Annotated in this window: 15 protein-coding genes; 8 read left to right on the plus strand and 7 right to left on the minus strand. The window is 73.4% G+C overall.

The window, feature by feature from the left end; all coding sequences use genetic code 11:
- Positions 1-58 precede the first annotated feature (58 nt).
- A complete protein-coding gene (locus ACQP2P_RS25170; protein WP_433604629.1) occupies positions 59-1,231 on the plus strand; it encodes a M48 family metalloprotease in 1,173 nt (390 codons plus the stop codon).
- A 48-nt stretch (positions 1,232-1,279) separates the two neighbouring features.
- Here ACQP2P_RS25170 and ACQP2P_RS25175 read toward each other — a convergent pair whose 3' ends face one another.
- Entirely contained in the window at positions 1,280-3,562 is a 2,283-nt protein-coding gene (locus tag ACQP2P_RS25175; RefSeq protein WP_433604631.1) for a putative bifunctional diguanylate cyclase/phosphodiesterase, read from the minus strand.
- A 226-nt stretch (positions 3,563-3,788) separates the two neighbouring features.
- On the opposite strand from ACQP2P_RS25175, the gene ACQP2P_RS25180 reads away from it, so the two are divergent.
- Positions 3,789-4,835: a glycoside hydrolase family 11 protein gene (locus tag ACQP2P_RS25180; protein ID WP_433604633.1), complete on the plus strand. Its 1,047-nt coding sequence runs from the start codon at positions 3,789-3,791 to the stop codon at positions 4,833-4,835.
- A gap of 64 nt (positions 4,836-4,899) precedes the next feature.
- On the opposite strand, the gene ACQP2P_RS25185 is transcribed toward ACQP2P_RS25180, so the two are convergent.
- Positions 4,900-7,164, minus strand: a complete 2,265-nt coding sequence (locus ACQP2P_RS25185; RefSeq protein WP_433604635.1) for a HelD family protein — start codon at positions 7,162-7,164, stop codon at positions 4,900-4,902.
- A 118-nt stretch (positions 7,165-7,282) separates the two neighbouring features.
- Between ACQP2P_RS25185 and ACQP2P_RS25190 the strand changes: the two genes are divergently transcribed.
- Entirely contained in the window at positions 7,283-7,537 is a 255-nt protein-coding gene (locus ACQP2P_RS25190; RefSeq protein WP_433604637.1) for a hypothetical protein, read from the plus strand.
- 33 nt (positions 7,538-7,570) lie between these two features.
- Here ACQP2P_RS25190 and ACQP2P_RS25195 read toward each other — a convergent pair whose 3' ends face one another.
- Together ACQP2P_RS25195 and ACQP2P_RS25200 are read right to left on the minus strand one after the other, a co-directional pair.
- Positions 7,571-7,903 carry an STAS domain-containing protein gene (locus ACQP2P_RS25195; RefSeq protein WP_433604639.1) on the minus strand — a complete coding sequence of 111 codons (333 nt, stop codon included), beginning with the start codon at positions 7,901-7,903 and terminating at the stop codon, positions 7,571-7,573.
- A gap of 127 nt (positions 7,904-8,030) precedes the next feature.
- Positions 8,031-9,083 carry an alanine racemase gene (locus tag ACQP2P_RS25200; RefSeq protein ID WP_433604641.1) on the minus strand — a complete coding sequence of 351 codons (1,053 nt, stop codon included), beginning with the start codon at positions 9,081-9,083 and terminating at the stop codon, positions 8,031-8,033.
- A gap of 77 nt (positions 9,084-9,160) precedes the next feature.
- On the opposite strand from ACQP2P_RS25200, the gene ACQP2P_RS25205 reads away from it, so the two are divergent.
- Both ACQP2P_RS25205 and ACQP2P_RS25210 read left to right on the plus strand, forming a co-directional pair.
- The gene (locus ACQP2P_RS25205) at positions 9,161-9,613 is read left to right on the plus strand and encodes a hypothetical protein (protein ID WP_433604643.1); all 453 of its coding nucleotides are present in this window, start codon (positions 9,161-9,163) and stop codon (positions 9,611-9,613) included.
- Positions 9,614-9,882: 269 nt separating this feature from the next.
- Positions 9,883-12,984: an ExeM/NucH family extracellular endonuclease gene (locus tag ACQP2P_RS25210; RefSeq protein ID WP_433604645.1), complete on the plus strand. Its 3,102-nt coding sequence runs from the start codon at positions 9,883-9,885 to the stop codon at positions 12,982-12,984.
- A 123-nt stretch (positions 12,985-13,107) separates the two neighbouring features.
- Here the strand turns inward: ACQP2P_RS25210 and ACQP2P_RS25215 are convergent, their stop codons facing one another.
- On the minus strand, positions 13,108-13,737 hold the full coding sequence (locus ACQP2P_RS25215; protein WP_433604647.1) for a class I SAM-dependent methyltransferase: 630 nt from the start codon (positions 13,735-13,737) through the stop codon (positions 13,108-13,110).
- 160 nt (positions 13,738-13,897) lie between these two features.
- On the opposite strand from ACQP2P_RS25215, the gene ACQP2P_RS25220 reads away from it, so the two are divergent.
- The 3 genes from ACQP2P_RS25220 to ACQP2P_RS25230 all read left to right on the plus strand — a co-directional run bounded on the left by ACQP2P_RS25220 (position 13,898) and on the right by ACQP2P_RS25230 (position 16,149).
- Positions 13,898-14,428, plus strand: a complete 531-nt coding sequence (locus ACQP2P_RS25220; RefSeq protein WP_433604649.1) for an RNA polymerase sigma factor — start codon at positions 13,898-13,900, stop codon at positions 14,426-14,428.
- Positions 14,425-15,414, plus strand: a complete 990-nt coding sequence (locus ACQP2P_RS25225; RefSeq protein ID WP_433604651.1) for a hypothetical protein — start codon at positions 14,425-14,427, stop codon at positions 15,412-15,414. Before ACQP2P_RS25220 ends, ACQP2P_RS25225 begins: the two co-directional genes overlap by 4 nt.
- Before the next feature lie 414 nt (positions 15,415-15,828).
- Positions 15,829-16,149, plus strand: coding sequence for an NIPSNAP family protein (locus ACQP2P_RS25230; RefSeq protein ID WP_433604653.1), 321 nt, complete (start codon positions 15,829-15,831; stop codon positions 16,147-16,149).
- 422 nt (positions 16,150-16,571) lie between these two features.
- Here the strand turns inward: ACQP2P_RS25230 and ACQP2P_RS25235 are convergent, their stop codons facing one another.
- A complete protein-coding gene (locus ACQP2P_RS25235) occupies positions 16,572-17,621 on the minus strand; it encodes a lysylphosphatidylglycerol synthase transmembrane domain-containing protein (RefSeq protein WP_433604655.1) in 1,050 nt (349 codons plus the stop codon).
- A gap of 734 nt (positions 17,622-18,355) precedes the next feature.
- Positions 18,356-19,561, minus strand: a complete 1,206-nt coding sequence (locus tag ACQP2P_RS25240; protein ID WP_433604657.1) for a hypothetical protein — start codon at positions 19,559-19,561, stop codon at positions 18,356-18,358.
- Positions 19,562-19,856 lie beyond the last annotated feature (295 nt).

Genomic DNA, 19,856 nt, shown 5'->3' on the forward strand with positions numbered 1-19,856 from the left:
CCGTGTCGCCGTCCACATCCCGCCGGACAGCCGGCCACCTTCGACTACCATCGATGCCATGAACCGCGTGGCCGGACGGGCCGCCCGCCGCGCCCTCGCCCGGGACGAACGGCTCGCGGCCGAGCTCGCCGGGCACGTTGCGGGACCGCCCGGGTGGGGCCCCGCGCGGGTGGTCGTCACGCTGATGGCCATCCTCATCCAGCTCGCCGCGATCGCCGCACTCGGCGGCGGCGCCTGGCTCGTCGTGCGGGACTTTCCGAGCATCACCGTGCTGCCGGGCGTGGTGCTGCTGGCGTTCGGAGCCGTCCTGCTGCCCAGGCCGGCCGGGCTCCCCCGCTACTCGACGCGGCTCGATCGCGCCGACGCGCCGCACCTGCACGCGTTCGTCGCCGAGGTCGCGGCCGCCGTCGGCACCCGGTGCCCGCGGATCATCGTCGTGGACGACTCCTTCGAGGCCGACGGCGGGACGACCGGGCTGCTGCGCCGGCGGTACCTGCGCATAGGGGTCCCGCTGTTCGCCGTGCTGACCCCGCTGCAGCGCACCGCGCTCGTGGCGCATCAACTCGCCCACTTCACCAACGGCGACCCGCTGCGCAGCGGTCCGGCCGGGTCCGTCGACCGCAGTCTGACCGCCCTGGTGGCCCTGTTCGAGCCGCGGCGCGACACCTCGGTCCGGGCGTTGCAGGACCCGGCGATCCTGGGCGCGATGGCGGGCGCGGGCGGCGGCCCGATGCGCGCCGGCGTCGGCACGGTCTGGTACGCCGAGCTCATCCTCGGCCCCGTGAACGCCGTCCTGCGCTGGATCGCGGCGGGCGGCCGGCTGCTGTTCGCGAGCGCGGCCCGGGCCGACGTCCACCGCGCCGAGTACCGCGCCGACGCCGAGGCCGCCCGGGTCGCGGGCTCGGCGGCGACCCTCGCGATGCTCGACACGCTGGGGCTGCGCGAGCCGATGGTGACGGTCCTGCGCCGCCACATCCGTCAGGCCGGCGACGACCGGCCCGATCTCACCGCCTGGCGTGCGCTCGGCGACGACGTGCGGGCGCACGCCCCGGCCGAACCGCCGCTGTCCGCGTCATGGTTCGCCGGCCACCCGCCGCTTGCCCTGCGCGTCCGGCTGGTGCGATCGCGGCCGGCGCTGGAGCCGGCGCTTGCGGACGCCTGCGGCACGGGCGTCGACGCCGACCTGGCGACCGAGTACCGTCGCCTCGCCCGCGACCTCCGCTACGGCTGACCGGGCGACGCACCAACTCGTGGCCGGAGCGATCGGGTGGCTCGGCCCTCAGGCCGCGGCCGTCAGGTGCTGCGCGGCCAGGAGGGCGGTCAGCTCCGCCGCCGGCATCGGGCGGGCCAGGTGGTAGCCCTGGCCCAGGGAGTAGCCCAGCTCGATGAGGCGGTCGGCCTGCTGCTGGTTCTCGATGCCCTCCGCGACCGTGCCGAGGCCGAGCGCCAGGGACAGCTGCATGACCGCGCGGGCCACGGCCTGGCGCGCGTCAGCCTCGGGCGTGCCCGGCGCGTCCAGCTCGATGCCGTCGACGAAGGACTTGTCGAGCTTGATGATCGCGGCGGGGAAGGCGCGCAGCAGGCTCAGCGAGGACTCGCCGGTGCCGAAGTCGTCCAGGGCCATGCGGACGCCGAGGGCGTGCAGCTCGCGCAGGGTGCGCGAGACCTGCTGGCCGCGCAGGGCCGCGGACTCGGTCAGCTCCAGCACCAGGCGGTCGGCGGGCAGGCCGGCGTCCGCGAGCGCGGCCTGGACGTCGGCGACGAAGTCCGGGTCGTGCAGCTGGCGCGCGGAGACGTTGGGGCCGGCCTTCTGCACGGCGTCCGGGCCGAACTCGGCCAGCCACAGCGCGGCCTGGCGGCACACCTCGCGCAGGACGAACCGGCCGAGGGGCACGATCAGGCCGGTGCTCTCGGCGGCCGGGATGAACTCGGCGGGCGGGATCATGCCGCGGGTGGGGTGGCGCCAGCGGGCGAGGCCCTCCACGCCGACGATGCGGCCGGTGTGCAGGGACATGATCGGCTGGTAGTGGACGGTGAACTCGCCGGCGTCGAGGGCCCGGCGCATCTCGCCGCCGAGCTGGGCGTGGACCACGACCGGCGGCCGCATGCCGTCGCGGTAGCGGACCCAGTTGTTCTTGCCGCGCTCCTTGGCGGCGTACATGGCCACGTCGGCGTCGCGCAGCAGGCGGTCCAGCGGGGTGCCGGCAGGGGCCGTGGCGATGCCGACGCTGGCGTGCACGAGGAGCCGGTGCTCGCTGAGCGGGCAGGTGAACGCGTCGAGGATGCGCTGGGCGACCGTCTCGCCGAGGACCGCGGGCTCGGTGATCAGCACGGCGAACTCGTCGCCGCCGAGGCGGACCGGCAGGCCGTCGGGGCCGGCGCCGTCCCGCAGCACCGACGCCACCGCCATGAGCAGATGGTCCCCGACGTCGTGGCCGAGCGAGTCGTTGATGATCTTGAAGTCGTCGAGGTCGACCAGCAGGACCGTGGCGCCGCCCGCCTCGAGCTGCTCGCCGAGCCGGCGGCGGAACAGGGCCCGGTTGGCCAGGCCGGTGAGGCCGTCGTGGGTGGCCTCGTGCTGCAGGCGCTCCTCGGAGGCGCGCTTCTCGCGCAGCAGACGGGCGTTCTCGCGGAAGACGACGTACTGCCGGATCGTGACGAGCCCCGTCACGCACACCGAGGCCACGATCACGAGCTTGTCGGTCCAGGTCAGAGCGCCCGGGATCACGGCGATGAGGGGCACGTCGACGGCGGCGACGGCGAGGTACGGCAGCCAGGTGTTCGACCGCCCCACGCTCGCCTCGGTGAAGCCCCACTGCCGCCGCACCGCGAGGGCGCCGAACGCCGGTGCGATGGGCATGACCACGGCCTGGGCCGGGATCGTGCCCGGGTCGCCGCCGAGCACCATGAGCACGGCCACACCGGCGCCGACCAGCCCGCACAGGCCGATGAGGCGCAGCGAGACCCGGTCGATGGGGCCGCCGCGGATGTACGAGACCTTGGTGATGCCGCCGATCGCGAGCGCGAAGGACATCCCGAGCAGGATGAGCGCCTGGACGCTCCACACCTGGTCGCCGGAGATCATCGGGGCCAGGCCGAAGTGGAACAGCACCGTGCCGCAGCCGAAGAACGCGATGGAGCGGTCGAGCCACTGCCGCCAGCGGTCCCCCGAGCTCGTGATGCCGAGCGGGACCCGCCCCATGGCCCACATCGCCACGAGGAACCCGGCCCCGGCGAAGGCGGCCGCGGCCGGGGGCATGACGGGCAGGACGGGCGCGTCGCGGAAGGCGGCGACGGCGAGGATGGTGTAGCCGACGCCGAGGGCACCGAACGCGACCGTCATGAGCCGCCAGAACCGGCGGGCCGGGCGGCTGAGCGGGGCCCGCCGGAGCAGGTCGAAGGCGGCCGCGGCGGCGGTCGCGGCGCCGAGGGGCAGCGCGAGGAAGGCCACGGCGGCGGGGCCCACGCCGGTGAGCATCCAGACGACGAACCACAGTGCGCCGGCGGCCGCGATCACGAGCGTGGCCACGACATGGCGCATCGGGGCGCGTTCGGCGGTCACGGATCGACCCATCGGCCGCCGGACCCGTCCCTTGAAGGCTTTCCGCGCAGGTCACACCCGCTCGCAAGTTTCATCCAGGTTCTGCAACTTCCGGCGCCGAAATCGCACGACACGCCGCAAACGGCCAGTTCACGGCCCACACCGCCCTTCCGGAACGCATTGACAAGCGCCGCGGCCCGAACCCACACTGCCGCCATCGACGAGCGTCGACCCGAAAGGACCCCGCATGAAGGCAAGGCTCCTCGTCGCCGGCGCGTGTGCCGCGGCGCTGGCCGCGACCTCGCTCGTGCTGGCCGGCACCGCCCACGCCGAGGCCGACCGCACGGTCACCGCGAACACGACCGGCACCCACAACGGCTACTTCTTCTCGTACTGGAAGGACAACGGCAACGTCACGATGAACCTGGGCGCCGCCGGCTCGTACAGCGTCCAGTGGAGCAACATCAACAACACGGTCGTCGGCAAGGGCTGGAAGCCCGGCTCGAGCCACACCGTGAACTACTCGGGCACCTTCAACGTCAACGGCAACGGGTACCTCGCGCTGTACGGCTGGACGACCAACCCCCTGATCGAGTACTACGTCGTGGAGAACTACGGCAGCTACAACCCGAGCACGGGCGCCCAGCGGCTCGGCTCGGTGACGACCGACGGCAGCACGTACGACATCTACCGCACCCAGCGCGTGAACCAGCCGTCGATCATCGGCAACGCGACGTTCTACCAGTACTGGAGCGTCCGGCAGCAGAAGCGCACCGGCGGCACCATCACCACGGCCAACCACTTCAACGCGTGGGCGGCCCTCGGCCTGAACCTCGGCTCGCACGACTACCAGATCCTCGCGACGGAGGGCTACCAGAGCAGCGGCAGCTCCAGCATCACCGTGAGCGAGGGCACGGGCGGCGGCAACCCGACCCCGACCACGCCGGGCGTGTCGAGCCCGCCCCCGAACAACGGCGGCGGCGGCGCGTGCAAGGTGACGAACTCGGTCAACCCGTGGAACACCGGCCTCACCGACAACATCACGATCACCAACACCGGCTCGTCGGCGATCAACGGCTGGGCGCTGAAGTTCAGCCTCGCGGCCGGGCAGACCATCACGTCGGGCTGGAACGCGACCTACTCGCCGTCCAGCGGCCAGGTCACCGCGACCAACGTGAGCTACAACGGCAGCATCCCGCCGGGCGGCTCGACGACGATCGGGTTCCAGGCCAACCACACCGGCAACAGCGCGGCCCCGACCGGCTTCACGCTCAACGGCGCCGCCTGCTCCTGAGGCCTGCCGCATGAGGGGGGGTGGGAGCGGGGCGGAGTCCAGATGCCGCGCCGCCGGCCCCGCCTCAGTCATGAGCCGGGCCCGAGGGCTCGAGCCCGGGCGGGAGCGGGTCGCGGTGCAGGATCACCAGCCCCGCGACCGCCCGGGTCAGCGCGACGTACAGCCGGCTCGTCCCCCGCGGCTCGGCCGCGGCGATGACGCCCGGCTCCACCAGGATGACGTGGTCGTATTCGAGCCCCTTCACGAGACTCACCGGCACCACCGGCCCGGGCAGCGCCGGGGCGAGCGTGTCCGGGGCGATCACCGCGACCGTCGCCCCCGCCGGGGCCTCGCCCAGCGCCGCGCGCACCGCGGCGTGCAGGTCCTCGACGTGCCGCACGTCGAGGGTGCCGCCCGGACGGTACGAGCGCGTCGGCGCGATCCCCGCGGCGAGCGCCCGCGCCGCATAGTCGGCGATCACCCGCGGCACCCGGTAGCCGGTCGGCAGGTCGAGGTGGCGCACCTCCCGCTTGCCCAGCCGCTCGATCAGCTCCGGCCACCCGGTGACGGCGAGCGGGTGGGTCGCCTGCCCGAGGTCGCCGACGACCGTCATCGAGGCGAACGCCGCGCGCCGCGCGATCATCCGGCACTCCATCGGCGAGAGGTCCTGGGCCTCGTCGAGGATCACGTGCAGGTACGGCTCCGGGTCGGCTTCGTCGTCCTGCGGCGGGTCCGGCAGCAGCGGCTCGGCGAGCCGGGGCACGTAGCCCTCCTCGCCGTGCGGGTCGAAGCCGTCGCCCCACCCGACGACGCGGTGCCCCTCGCGCCGGATGACGGCCTCGGCCCAGCGCTGGGCGGCGCCGATCTGGTCGTTGTCGATCCCGGGGCCGGCCTGGGCCATGGGGGTGAGCAGGCCGGGGGCGTAGAGCTCCCAGCCGTCGCGCAGGCCGCAGCTCAGCACGAACGTGGACACGAGGCGGGGGCCGGCGCCGAGCTCCCGCAGCCGCCACTCGGGCTCGGGGGCCGGGGGCGGGGCCGGGGGCTCGCCCAGCAGGACGGCGAGCTCGTCGAGCAGCGGCACGTCGTCGACGGACCAGCCGGCCTCGTCGCGGTACGACCGCGACAGCCGCTCGGCGTCGGCGGGCTCGAGGCCGATGACCCGCTCGGGCTCGGCGAGCCACCGCAGCACCGCCGCCGGGGTGAGCGGCGGCCACCACGCGCGCAGGAACCGCGCGAACTCGCCGCGGTCGCGGGCCTCCTCGCTGAACAGGCCCCGGTCGAGATGCCGCTGGTCGAGCCGGTCCCACAGCGCGTCGAGCAGCGCCGCGGCGGCTCGGGAGCGGGCCTCGTTGGGCTTGCCGTCGTCGCGCACCCGGCGCCGTACCGCCCGCAGGTCGTGCGGTCCGAGGGTCAGGACCTGCCCGGCGTACACCATCCGCAGGTGCTGCGGAGCCTCCGGCGGCGTCTGCCACATCAGCTCGGTCAGCACCGCCCGCATGCGCTCGTGGCCCTTGATCGCGGCGAGGGCGGCGGGGTCGCGGCGGGTGGCGGTGACGCCGTCGACGAGCTCGCCCACGGCCCGCAGGTGCACGCTGTCCTCGCCGAGCGACGGCAGGACGCGGGCGATGTAGGTGGTGAACACCGTCGACGGGCCCACGACGAGGATGCGCCCGCCGGTGAGCCGACCCCGGTCGGTGTAGAGCAGGAACGCGGCCCGGTGCAGCGCCACCTGCGTCTTGCCGGTGCCCGGCCCGCCGGTGATGAGCGTGACCCCGCGGGCCGGCGCCCGGATCGCCCGGTCCTGCTCGGCCTGGATGGTCGTGACGATGTCGCGCATGTGCGGGCCGCGGGACCGGCGCAGCGCCGCCAGCAGGGCGCCCTCGCCGAGCACGCGCAGGTCGCCGCCCCGGTCCGGGCTCAGCACGTCGTCGTCGAGGTCGAGCACGTGCCGGCCGCGGCAGATGATGACGCGGCGGCGCACCACGCCCAGCGGCTCCCCGGAGGTGGCCCGGTAGAACGGCGCGGCGGCGGGCGCGCGCCAGTCGACGAGCAGCGGTTCGGTGCCCTCGCGGACGCCGAGGCGCCCGATGCGGTAGGTCTCCCCGTCGTCGAAGTCCAGGCGCCCGAAGACGAGCCCCTCCTCCTCGGCGTCCAGGTCCCGCATCCGCGCGGCGGCGCGCAGCACCATCGCGTCGCGCTCGACCAGGCCGGTCAGCGTGCTGCCGGAGGATCGGGTGTACCCCTCCCGCTCCAGCGCGCCCGCCTGCGCGCGCATCTGCTCGAGGCGTGCGTAGACCCGGTCGACGATGTGCTGCTCGGCGGCGATCTCCTGCGCTCTGACGTCGGGCACAGTGCAGCGTAGGTCCGTTCCGAGCGGCGAACATCGGCATCAGGGGCGATGAGAACGGATTGACGATTCCGTACAATCAAGACAGCGATGCCTTTCGCCGTGCGGCATCGTCTCAACCGTGGTGCAGGACCAAGCCGCATTCGCCGCCCTCGTCGAGGCCCGCCGCCGTGAGCTTCGCGTCCCGCCGCTGCCGCTGTGGGTCGAGGGGCGCTCGGTGTACCTCGACGGCATCCAGGGCAACGCCGACGCGGGCGAGTACCGCTTCGCCGAGACCGCCGCCAACCAGCCGGCGATGGCCGGCCGCTGTTCGACGCGCCCGCCCGGCCGCGGCTGCGGGAGCGGCGCGACTACGACAACGGCGTGCTACGGCTGACCTACGTCCCGGCCGACGCCGGCTGAGCCGGGCTCAGGCCGCGGCCGGCTCCGCGGGCAGGGCCGCGACGATGGTGAACACCTGATCCAAAGCGGTCAGGCGGAACGTGCGCAGCAGCCGCTCGTGCGGGCTCACCAGCGTCAGGCTCTGGCCGCGGCCGGCCAGGCGCTGGTAGACGCTCACGAGCACGCCCAGGGCGCTGGAGTCGATGAACTGCACCGCGGCCACGTCGACGCAGAGGGCGGCCTCGTGCTCGTCGAGGATCGCGTGCAGGTAGCGGCGCAGCTCCGCCGAGGTCGCGATGTCGAGGTCTCCGGCGGCGGTCACCACCGTGGCGCCCGTCCCGGGCCGCACCGACAACTCCACGAGATCCCCACTCCGCGCCACCGGCCCGGTCGGGCCGCCCGCCGATGGTAGCCCCCGGGCGCCGCGAAGTGCGTCACCGCGGTCGAGCGCGTCAGCGTTCCGGCGCCGTTCACCCCGATGGCGTACGTCAGGTGTTGGCGTTGCGCGCGGCCACCGGCCAGCGTCCGGCCACGCGGCCGCCCGAGACCGCGATCAGCTCGTCGGCCAGGTTCACCGCGGCGCAGACGTGGTTGGGCGCGACGCGGACGACGTCGCCTCGCGCCGGTACCTCGGCGTCGTGCGGAAACGTGACGGTGGCATGGTGCTCCGACAGCGCCGTGATCCTCGCCTCCGGCCGGTCCGGGAGCCGCCCGGCGCCCGTCACCCACGCCGGCTGGTCGGCGCCGAGCGCCTTGCTGCCCGCGTCCAGGATGACCCGGGGGCCGTTGACGCTGACCACGGTCGCGGCCACGGTCAGCGCGACCGCGGACCAGTCGCAGGTGCCGAGCTCGACCTGCTGCGCGTCGTTGAGCAGGTAGACGCCGGGCCGCAGCTCGTTGACGACCGAGGGATCGCTCAGCGCGGCCGTGGGGGTCGAGCCGCCGCTGCGGACCGGCGCCTCGAGGCCGGCCGCCCGCAGCGAGCCCGCGGCCTCGTCCAGCGCCGCGGCCTCGTCGGCGGCGGCCCGCTCGCGATTGCCGGGGAGGTAGCCGTGGCCCGGGAACGTGAACACCCCGCGCACGTCCAGCCCGGCCCGCGCGGCGGCCGCGGCGAGCGCACCGGCCTCGGCGGGCCGCACACCGCTGCGGTGGTGGCCGCTGTCGACCTCGACCAGCACCGCGAGCCCGGGCACGGCGGCGGCCAGGAGCTCGGCGGACTCGGCGGAGTCGACGCCGACCCGCAGCGCGACCCGCTCGGCCAGGGCCCGCAGCCGGCGCGCCCGGGCGGGCGAGGCCCAGATCGGGTACGCGATGAACAGGTCCTGGCAGACCTCGGCGAACACCTCGGCCTCGGCGACGGTCGCCACGGTGAGCCCGGCCGCCCCGTGCTCCAGCTGCCGCCGGGCGATCTGCGGCGACTTGTGCGACTTGGCGTGCGGCCGCAGGGCGATCCCGCGCGCGGCCGCGGCGTCCGCCATCGCCCGGGAGTTGCGGTCGAGCACGTCGACGTCGACCACCACGTACGGCGTGCTCAGCTCCATGCGCGCGATCATGCCACGCCGGGCGGGACGGGTCCTTGGTAAGGTGCGGGCCGACCCCTCGCCCTCCGGGAGCACCGATGCCGACCATCCGCGCCGTCCCCGTGCTCGCCGCGCTGCTCGCGCTCCTCGCCGGCTGCACCGGCGGCACCGCCACGTGGGTCTCGCCGGAGTCCGCCCCGGGCGCCCAGGGCCCGCTGCCCGCCGCCTCCGCCGATCTCCCGCCCGCGCCCGCCGGGACCTACACCTCCCCCGCGGCCCGGACCAAGCCGGCGAAGGAGGTGGCCTTCACGATCGCCAAGGGCACGGCCAGCCCGGCGACCGGCCGCCTCGACGTGTCCCAGGGCCAGGTCGTGCGCATCACCGTCACCAGCGACGCGGCCGACCGGGTCACGGTCACCGGCTACGACCGCGGCGTCGACCTCAAGCCCGGCAAGGCCGGCTCGCTGACCCTGGAGGCGACCAGGACCGGGCTGTTCAAGGTCGAGACGCGCACCTCGCACCTGGTGCTGCTGCAGCTCGTGGTGCGCTGAGCGCCCGCACCGCGCCGTACCCGTTTCACGCTCACCGGCACACGACGCCCGCCGTGAACCAGCGGCCGTCTCGTGGACAGTCACAAATCCGACCCCGCGCAGGACCCCTACACCCCGCCCTACCATCGCGTTCGGCCCCGTCGATCTGCCATAGGGTTTACACGCCGTTCAGCCTTCGTCTGCCGACCGTCGCACCGGGACGCTTAGCGTCCCCAGGTCGGCCTGCGGGCCGGCGGAAACACGAAACCGACCACTGGAGGTCCGGGTCTATGTCCCGTGTGCTCGTCCGGCGGGTCTCCGTCGCATTATCCCTGTCCATGGCCGGGTTGGCGTTACCTGCGCTCGCCGGCCCCGCGTCCGCCAACCCGGCGGGCACGGGCCTGGTGATCAGTGAGGCCTACGTCAACGGCGGCTCGTCGGGTGCGAGCTATCTGAACAAGTTCATCGAGTTGTTCAACCCGACCGCGAGCCCGATCCCGCTGAGTGGGAGCACGCTGCAGTACCGGGCGCCCACCAGCACCGTCGTGCCCAGCGGTTCCCAGGTGTTCGCGCTGTCCGGGACGGTGGCCGCACACGGTCACTTCCTGATCCAGCTGCCCGGCAACGGGGCGGGCACCAACCCGGGGGCGCCGCTGCCAGCGGCGGACCTCAACACCGGCACCAGCGTCAACCCGGGCGCCGGCGGCGGCACGCTCTACCTCGCCGCCAGTGCCACGGGTGTCCTGCCGACCGACAGCACGGTCATCGACAAGATCGGCTGGGGTACCAGCAACTCCCCCGAGGGGTCCGTGACGTCCGGAAACTCGCTGGTGCTGAGCTACCAGCGGGACGCGGCCGGCGCTGACACCGACAACAACGCCGCCGACTTCCACACGGCGACGCCGCAGCCGCAGAACGCGGCCTCGGACGGGGGCACGAGCCCGCTCGCGGTGACCAACCCCGGCGCGCAGAGCGCGATCGCCGGCACCGCGATCACGCCGCTGAACCTGGCGGCAACGGGGGGCACGACGCCGTACAGCTGGACGGCGACCGGCCTGCCCGCCGGGCTCTCGATCTCGTCGGACGGGGTCGTCGCCGGCACGCCCGGCGCGGCCGGCTCGTCGTCGGTCTCGGTCACCGCGACCGACGCCGCCGGCGCGACCGCCTCGGCGACGTTCACCTTCACGGTGAACGCCCCGACCGAGGTGCTGGCGATCGCGGCGATCCAGGGCACGAACACGGACACGTCCCCGTACACGGGCCGGTTCGTGACCACGGAAGGCGTCGTGACGGCGGTCTACACGACCGGCGGCTTCAACGGCTTCTTCCTGCAGACCGGGGGCAGCGGCGGCACCGAGGCGGCGGACACGACGCCCGGGGCCTCCGACGCGGTCTTCGTGTTCGGGTCGATCGCGGCCGGGCAGGTGAACATCGGCGACAGCGTGCGGGTCAGCGGTACCGTCCAGGAGTTCCAGGGCGAGACCGAGATCTCCTCGCCGTCGGTGACCAGGCTCGCCTCGCCGCTGCCGGCGGTCGTGCCCGCAACGCTGCCGTGGTCGATCCTGACCACGGACGCGCAGAAGGAGGCGCACGAGGGTGAGCTGATCGCGCCGCAGGGCACGTTCACCGTGTCGGACAACTACGACGCGAACTGGTACGGCTCCTTCACCCTCGCCGCCGGGGACGCCCCGCTGCGTCAGCCCACCGACGCGGGCAAGCCGGGCAGCCCCGAGGCGCAGGCCGTGGTGGCGGACAACGCCGCCCGGAAGGTGACCCTCGATGACGGTGCCGGCGTCAACTACAGCACCGGCGCGAACACCGGCACCGCGCTGCCGTGGCTGACGCCGACCAACCCGGTCAGCGTCGGCTCGAAGGTCACGTTCCACCAGCCGGTGATCCTGGAGTACCGCTTCTCGCTCTGGAACTTCCAGCCGACGCGCCAGGTCACCGACGACGGCCACGCGGTCGCGACCTTCAGCGACACCCGCACGGCCAACGCGCAGCCCGCCGACGTCGGCGGCAACCTGCGCCTGGCCACGTTCAACGTGCAGAACTACTTCCCGTTGACGGGGGAGCAGTACGTCGCGGCGGGCATGGGCACCTGCACCTGGTACGACGACCGGGCCGAGACGCACATCAGTGTGAAGTCGTGCACCGGTCCGGGCAACAGCGCCGGCCCGCGCGGGGCCGCGAACGACGCCAGCTTCCAGCGGCAGCAGGCGAAGATCGTGACCGGGATCAACCGGCTCGGCGCGAGCATCGTGTCGCTCGAAGAGGTCGAGAACTCGGCGAAGTTCGGCAAGAGCCGTGACGCGGCCCTGGCTCAGCTCGTCGACGCGCTCAACGCGGCGGCCGGCGCGAACGTGTGGGCCTACGTGCCCTCGCCGAGCGCCGACAAGCTGCCGGCCCTCGCCGATGAGGACGTGATCCGTTCGGCGTTCATCTACAAGCCGGCGGACGTGGCGCCGGTCGGCGACTCGGCGATCCTGCTGACGTCGTCGGCTCCGGGCCAGCCGTTCTCGATCGCGCGGGAGCCGCTCGCGCAGGGCTTCAAGAAGGCGGGCGCCCAGGACGCGGACGCGTTCCTGGTCGTCACGAACCACTGGAAGTCCAAGGGCTCCGGCACGCCGATGTACGACGGCGACGCCCAGGACACGTCGTCTCCCGCGAAGGACCAGGGCTCGTTCAACGCGACCCGGGTCCGGGAGGCGCAGGACACCGTGGCGTTCGCCTCGCAGCAGGCGTCGGCGCTCGGCACGAACCGGGTGTTCCTGGTGGGCGACCTCAACTCGTACACGCAGGAAGACCCGATGCAGGTGCTGTACCAGGCCGGGTACACCGACCTGGGCTCCACCCTGGACCCGTCCGAGGCCACGTACGCCTTCGACGGACTGCAGGGGTCGCTGGACCACGTGCTGGCCAACGCGGGCGCGCGCGCCCTCGTGACCGGCGCCGACGTCTGGCAGATCAACGCGCAGGAGGCGATCGCGTTCGCCTACAGCCGGTACAACTACAACGTCACGCTGCTGTTCAACGGCGCCGACCCGTTCACGGCCTCGGACCACGACCCGGTCGTCGTCGGGCTCAACGCCCCGGTGACGCCGGCCGTGCCGGCCTGGAACGCGTCGAAGGTCTACAACAACGGCGACTCGGTGTCGTACAACGGCTCCGTGTGGACGGCGCTGTGGTGGACGCAGAACCAGAAGCCGGGCGACCCCTACGGCCCGTGGCAGCAGATGGCCACGACGCCGGACGGGACCACCCTGTGGACGCCTTCGCGCGTCTTCAACACCGGGGATGTCGTCGTGTACCAGGGCAAGCAGTACGTCGCCAAGTGGTGGACGCGCAACCAGACCCCCGGTGACCCCTGGGGCCCCTGGAAGCTCGTGTAGTTGCGGTCGGGGCCGTCCGCGAGGGCGGCCCCGACGTGCTATCGGCCCAGCAGGTCGAGCAGCGCCTCGTCGTCCTCGGCGTGCAGCTTGACGTCCCGCACGACGCCGTGGTGCGCGGGGCGCTCACACAAGGATCTTGCGGGCGTGCACGCGCTCGACCGTCCCGGCCTTGCGCCGCTCCACCTCGACGACCTCGAACCCGGCGTCCCGCACGAGCGGCAGCTGCCGGCGCGTGAAATGCTCGCCCCAGGCCCGGATGGTGAACCGCTCCACCAGCCACTGCGCGGCGCGGACCGGCGGCCAGGTGCTGCCGACGTGGTCGACCAGCAGCAGCCGCCCGCCGCCCACGAGCACGCGGTGCATCTCGGCGACGGCGGCGCCCGGCCGCGGGATGCCGCACAGCGACAGCGCGCACACGACGGTGTCGAACGTCCCGGCCGCGAACGGCAGCGCCTCGGCATTGCCCCGCAGCAGGTGTACCGTGCGGTCGAGGCCGGCCGCCCTTTCCCGCGCGATCGCGAGCATCGCCGGGCTCAGCTCGACCCCCGTCACGGTCGTGTCCGCCGGGTAGAGCGGCAGGTTCAGCCCGGTGCCGACCGCGACCTCCAGGACGCGGCCGCGCGCTCGGGTGGTGAGCCACTCCCGACCGCCGCCGAACCAGACGCGTTCGAAGAACGCGATCTGCCGGTCGTACGCCGCCGCCTGCCGGTTCCAGGCGCGCAGCACCTTCGCGGTCTGCCCGTCATCGGCCATCACTTGCCAGTGTAGAGGTCCTCCGCGGCCCGGCGTCGGGACAGCAGGACGCTCACCGGTCCCTTGTCGCCACGCGGGGCGGCACCGGAGGATCTTCGCGGGCGCGATCGCACGGGAACACGGCCGAGGCGTGCGGGCAGTCATCGGTATGTTGCACTACATGGCCGACCCGCGGGAGGGCCCGCCCGACGTGGCGGACCTCTTCGACCGGTACGGCGCCGAGCTGCGGCACTACTGCGCGGGCCGGGTCGGGGGCACCCTCGCCGAGGACATCGTCGCCGAGACGTTCCTCATCGCGTTCCAGCGCCGCGACAGGCTGCTCGACGGGCCGGCGCGGGCGTGGCTCTACGGCATCGCGTCGAACCTGCTGCGCCGCCACCGCCGCACCGAGACCCGCGCGCTGCGCACGCTGGCCCGGACCGGTCATGATCCATTGGTACCGGACGTGGCCGACCGCGCCCTCGACCGCGCGCACGCCTCGGCGGTGAGCCGGGAGCTGGCCGCGGTGCTCGCCCGCCTCCCGGCCCGCCAGCGCGACGTCCTGCTCCTGTACGCGCTGGCCGACCTCGACTACGACACCATCGCGCGCACGCTCGGCATCCCGCTCGGATCCGTGCAGTCGGCGCTGTTCCGCGCGCGGACGAAGCTGCGCGCCGCCCTGGCCACCGCGAACTCCGAGGGGGAGCTGTGAGCACCGACGACCGGTCCGACCTGAACGCGGTGCGCGCGCTCACCTCGCCGCGCACGGCCACGACGCTGGAAGAGCTCACCCGGCTGCGGTACCGGGTCCTGCACGCCGGCGCCCCGCGCCCTCGTCGCCGGGCCTGGCTCGCGCCGGTCGCCGCGGCCGTGGTCGCGCTCGCCGTGCTCGCGGGCGTCGGCGTGGCCCTGCACCGCGGCGACCCCCAGGGCACCGGCCTGGCCCCGGCCCCGTCGGGCACCCTGGAGCTGGGCGCCACGATCGACCCGCGGCCCGGCTGGGACGACCTGGTACGCGCGGCCGGGCAGACCGAGCCGCTCACGGCCGGCGCGCAGGACCAGCTGCACGTGCGCATGACCATGCTGGTGCCCGCCGGCGGCCCCGGCCGGGATCTCGTCCCGCAGGTGCGCGACACCTGGTACGAGGTGCGGGGCATGATCCCGGTCCGCGACCTCACCGACGGGCGCCCGGCCGGCCCGGGCCCGAAGGGCGAGGACGAGACCGAGCTGGAACGGCAGAGCTTCGCGTCGGCCGGGCCGGGCGTCGTCCACCCCACGCCCGAATGGCTGGCGGGCCTGTCGCCGGACCCGTCGGCCCTGCGGGAGCAGCTCGGCGCCGCCGAGTCCACGGACTCACTGTGGACCACGTGCACGTCCCTGCTCCTGCGGGTCGATCCCCTGCTGCCGACCGGTGTCCGCGTCGCGCTGCTGCGCCTGCTCGGCCGGATCGACACGCTCGTGCTGCAAGAGGTGACGGTCGGTGGTCAGCGGATGATCGGCGTCGGCCGGCCGTCCGGCCAGAGCCTGGCGATGGTCCTGTTCGACCCGGCCACGGCCCACGTCACCGGCTGGGCACAGCTGACGCGCGGCGGCGACGGCCCGTCACCGTCACCGGGCGTGCGGGACACGCGGCCGTCGCCGGGGGGTGTGCGGGTCGGCGATCAGCGGTTGTACGCGTACGAACTCGTGCAGCGCTGATGAGCGACCCGTTCGGCGGCGCCGTGCACCGTGCACCGTGCGTGACTCGAGGAGGTTCGACCCTGCACGTCCTCTCGCGTCACCTGGCGCGAGCCGGCAGTCCTCACCTCGCGCGCGCTGACCGCTCCTCACCTCACCTGAGCCGACCGCCACTCACCTTGCGTGAGCCGACCGCCGCTCACCTTGCGTGAGCCGACCGCCGCTCACCTTGCGTGAGCCGACCGCCGCTCACCTTGCGTGAGCTGACCGTTCTTACCTCGCGTGGGCTGACGGCTCTCACCGTGCGTGGACTGCACGCTCTTACCGTGCGTGAGCTGACCGCTCTTACCTTGCGTGAGCTGACCAATCGTTGTCTCGCGTGGGCCGCCGCCGGCCTCCAATGCACCCGGGCCGGCGGCGGCTTACGCTCGGACGGTGATCACGTGCGTAGTCGAGTACGTCATCGATCCGGCCCAGATCGCGGCCTTCGAGGCGTTCGCGCGCGCCTGGATGGAGCTCGTCGACCGGCACGGTGGGACACACCACGGCTACTTTCTGCCGTCAGAGGGCGCCAGTGACAAGGCGCTGGCGCTTTTCAGCTTTCCGAGTTTGGCCGCGTACGAGCAGTACCGAACCCTTCTCGGCGTGGATCCGGACTTCGTGGCGGCCGATCGAATTCGCGACGAGAGCGGGTGCGTGCTGCGCTACGAACGGACGTTCATGCGCCCGCTCCTGCCCGGTTCAGCAAACCATTGACAGAGGCGCCTTGAGCGCACCCGCTCCCGACCTGTTCAACCCACCGACAACGGCACCTTGAGCACGCCGGGCTCCCGACCGGCTCAACCTATTGACAACGGCACCTTGAGCAGGTCGCGAAGGATCAAGCGGTGACCGTCTCCATACCCTCAACCACCACAAAGGTGGGCGATTCGTACACCACGCCCGTGGACGTGACCCCTTGAGCACGCCGGGTTCCCGACCGGCTCAACCCATTGACGAGGGCTCTTTGCGCGTCCGCGCCCGCCCCGCTGAACCACTGATGCACCGCTGAACCGCTGCTGCACCTTTGTGCGCCCGCTCTCGCCCGGTTCCGGCGCCGCAGATCGCCGCCGTTCCGCGCCGACGTCGAGGGATCGGGGGCCGCCACCCGAGCGGGCCGCCGCACGGGCCCGCAGGCGTTATGCGCTCTCCCGACCACGCTGCCGCCGCAGGACCACGGCGGCGATCCCGCCGATGGGGATCAGCGCCCAGCAGGACAGCACCCGGTACACGAGCACGGCCGCGGCGGCGCCGACACCGGTCGCGCCCGCGGCGGTCAGGCCCGCGATCAGGGCGGTCTCGACCACGCCGACACCGCCCGGGGTGAGCGGGACCTGGCGGACGATCTGCACGGTCAGGTACACGGTCGCCATCGTGGCCACGCCCACCTGCAGGTGCAGCGCCTCGGCCACGGCGACGAGGCAGAGCAGGTCGGCGAGCCACTTCACGGTCGCGTACACCAGGGCAAACACCCAGTCCGAGGCCCGCAACCCGGCCCCGGCCCGCCAAGCGTCACCGGCCGCGCGCAGCAGGTTCTGCAGCGCCCGGGTCACCCGATTGCCGGCCGTGGGGAGCGCGTCCGGCGCCGGGGCGGGACGGCGGGCGAACCGGCGCCCGGCCAGGACCAGCGCGGTGGTGAGCGCGGCCATCCCGACGACGACCACGAGCGGCCGCCAGCTGAGCAGCCCGTCGGGGTTGCGGGCGAGCAGGGCCAGGCCGCCACCGGCGTAGAGCAGCGCGAGCCCGCCGATGGAGGCGAGCCCGGAGACGATCGCGGACGCCGCGGAGGCCTCGCGGGTGGCGCCGCCGCGCTGGTACTCACGGATCGTGAACGCCGTCGACACGGCCGGCCCGGCGGGCATGGAGATCGACAACGCCGTGCCCGCGAGCGTGATCGCCATGACGTGCCCGCGGGTCAGATGCGCGCCGAGGCTGTTGAGCAACCGGCGCTGCTGCAGCGCGAACGACTCGATGGAGACCACCTGGAGCAGGGCGGCAAGAGCGATCCAGCTGTACTTCGCGCCGCCCAACGCCCCCAAGATGTCCTGCGGCGACGGCAGCCGCCCGTGCAGTCCGATCGTGGCGAGGACGACCGCGATGAGCCCGATGACCGCGAGCCGCACCCAACGCCGACGGCGCCGCCGCGGCGGGGCCGGGGGCGCGAGCTCGGGCTTGGTGGACGCGGACACCGTCTGATTATCCCCAACGGCAGCTCACCCCCTCGCCCCCGGCACCGTGGCCAGCGTCTCAACGGGCGATCACGCGTCGGCCAACGTCCACCACCCCGCCCGGGCAACCTCCCATCCGCACCGGCAATGCACACGACGACGACCACAATCGAGCGAGACCCGGTACCGCGGCACCGACCGTCCGGCGCCGCAACCGCGATCCGGCGCACCAAGGACGATCTGGCGCCCGAAAGCGAGATCGGGCGCACCAGGCCGACAATCCGAGCCGACCACGAGATCGACCGGACCTCGAGCCGGCGGACCCCGCCCCGCCGACCGCAACCCGAACCGCCGAGCAGGCGACCTCGAACGAGCGCACCTCGCCCCCGCCAACCGCAGCCCGGGCCCCCGGACGGGCGGACCTCGCCCCAATCGTGCAACCCGAGCCACCGAGCCGGCGACCTCGAACGAGCACACGTCGCCCCCGCCAACCGCAGCCCGGGCCCCGGACGGGCGGACCTCGCCCCCGGCAACCGCAGCCCAGGCCCCCGGACGGGCGGACCTCGCCCCAACCGTGCAACCCGAGCCACCGAGCCGGCGACCTCGAACGAGCGCACCTCGCCGCCGCCGACTGCGACCCGCGCCGCCGAACTGGGGGACCTCGAGCGGGCGGCGGATTACCGAATTATCGAATTACCGGTAATCACAATGCCGGTAATTTGGCGTCGACCACACAGCGTGATCGGCGGCGGTGCTCACCGGACCGCGAAGGAGACGGTGACCGGATCGGCCGCGGCGTACGTGGCATCGCCAGGCTGGTCGGCAGTGATCGTACAGGTGCCGAGCGTCAGCAGCGTCACCGTCGCCTCGGAGACGGTGCACACGGGCCGGGTCTCGCTCGTGTACGTCAGCGGCAGGCCGGACGAGGCCGAGCCGGTGAGCCGCACCGTCGTGGTCGACAGCGCCGCATCGGCGAGCGGCCCGAACGTGATCGTCTGCGGGGCCAGCGTCGTCGTCACGGTCAGCACGGGGGCGAGGGCGCCGCACTGGTCGCCGCACGTGCTCCTGATGTCGGTAACGCTCGCCGGAACCCCGGCGACGTCGCTCAGCGTGACGTCTGAGGCGGTGTAGGTGCCGGTCTTGTCGGCGATCACCGGCAGGATGACGCCGCAACCGCCCGGCATGGGGTCGACGCGGCCCCAGGTGGTGACCTTGGTGCCGTCTTGCGTCGTGGTGACCGGGCCGCCGCAGGTGTTCTGCGGCGGGGCGCCGAGCGCGGTGATCTTCAGATGTGGCGGGAGGGTCGCGGTGAAGGTGAATGGGACCGCCGCCCGAGTCGGGTTGAACACGGCGATGCCGAGCGCGGTCGGTTCGCCGATTGGGACGGTGGCCGGGATGGCGAAGAATGCCGCCACGTACGGCTGGCCCGTGACGGGCGGCACGGCCGGGGCGGTCGGGCCGCCGGACACGATGGGGCCTGCGGAAACGCTGGGACTCGCGAACGCGCTGGGCGAGACAGCAACACCAGAGCCCGCGGAAGCGCCCAGCCCCGAGGAAACGCGCCGACCCGAGGAAAGGCGCCGACCCGAGGAAAGGCGCCGCCCCGAGGAAACGCGCGGACCCGGGGAGGCAGCAACGCGCGGACCCGAGGAGGCAGGAGCACCCGGAAAGGCGGTGAGAACAGAGGAGGCGGTGAGAACAGAGGAGGCGGTGAGAACAGAGGAGGCGGTGAGAACAGAGGAGGCGGTGAGAACAGAGGAGGCGGTGGGACCGAAGGAAGCGTCGAGGCCTGCAGGAGCCGTAGCGAGAGAGGGACTCACGGTCACGGAGGTCTCGACCAATGCTCGCGCCGGCGCGGTCGATAGCCAGGCGATGAGCACGGCGATGGCGAGCATCACCGGCTGCGACCACAGTCTTGTTACGCTTCCGCGTCCGCGCGCGATGACCCAGCGTGGCTCCACGATCGCAATATAGGCACAATTCCGCACGAATCGGGCCGGATCCTGGAGATCGGGTATCGATGTGTACCGTGCTGCCGATGGACGGGAGCGGTGCCGGTGACGAGCCCCGGGTGCTCGGCGGGCGGTACCGGCTGGATGACATCCTCGGCGTCGGCGGGATGTCGGTGGTCTGGCTCGCGCACGACTCGGTGCTGGGGCGCTCCGTCGCCGTGAAACTGCTGTCCGGACAGTACGCGGCCGATGAGCGATCGCGGCGCCGGATCCGCGACGAGGCCCGCGCCGCGGCTGGGCTCTC

Origin of the sequence: Dactylosporangium sp. CA-139114 (assembly GCF_050955725.1) — a bacterium.
Classification (GTDB): domain Bacteria; phylum Actinomycetota; class Actinomycetes; order Mycobacteriales; family Micromonosporaceae; genus Dactylosporangium.

Excerpts from the sequence above, each read along its gene's own strand:
- ACQP2P_RS25210 (WP_433604645.1), top strand. The coding sequence starts at position 9,883 with ATGTCCCGTGTGCTCGTCCGGCGGGTCTCCGTCGCATTATCCCTGTCC.
- ACQP2P_RS25205 (WP_433604643.1), top strand. The coding sequence starts at position 9,161 with ATGCCGACCATCCGCGCCGTCCCCGTGCTCGCCGCGCTGCTCGCGCTC.
- ACQP2P_RS25200 (WP_433604641.1), bottom strand. The coding sequence starts at position 9,083 with ATGGAGCTGAGCACGCCGTACGTGGTGGTCGACGTCGACGTGCTCGAC.
- ACQP2P_RS25215 (WP_433604647.1), bottom strand. The coding sequence starts at position 13,737 with ATGGCCGATGACGGGCAGACCGCGAAGGTGCTGCGCGCCTGGAACCGG.
- ACQP2P_RS25180 (WP_433604633.1), top strand. The coding sequence starts at position 3,789 with ATGAAGGCAAGGCTCCTCGTCGCCGGCGCGTGTGCCGCGGCGCTGGCC.
- ACQP2P_RS25220 (WP_433604649.1), top strand. The coding sequence starts at position 13,898 with ATGGCCGACCCGCGGGAGGGCCCGCCCGACGTGGCGGACCTCTTCGAC.
- ACQP2P_RS25170 (WP_433604629.1), top strand. The coding sequence starts at position 59 with ATGAACCGCGTGGCCGGACGGGCCGCCCGCCGCGCCCTCGCCCGGGAC.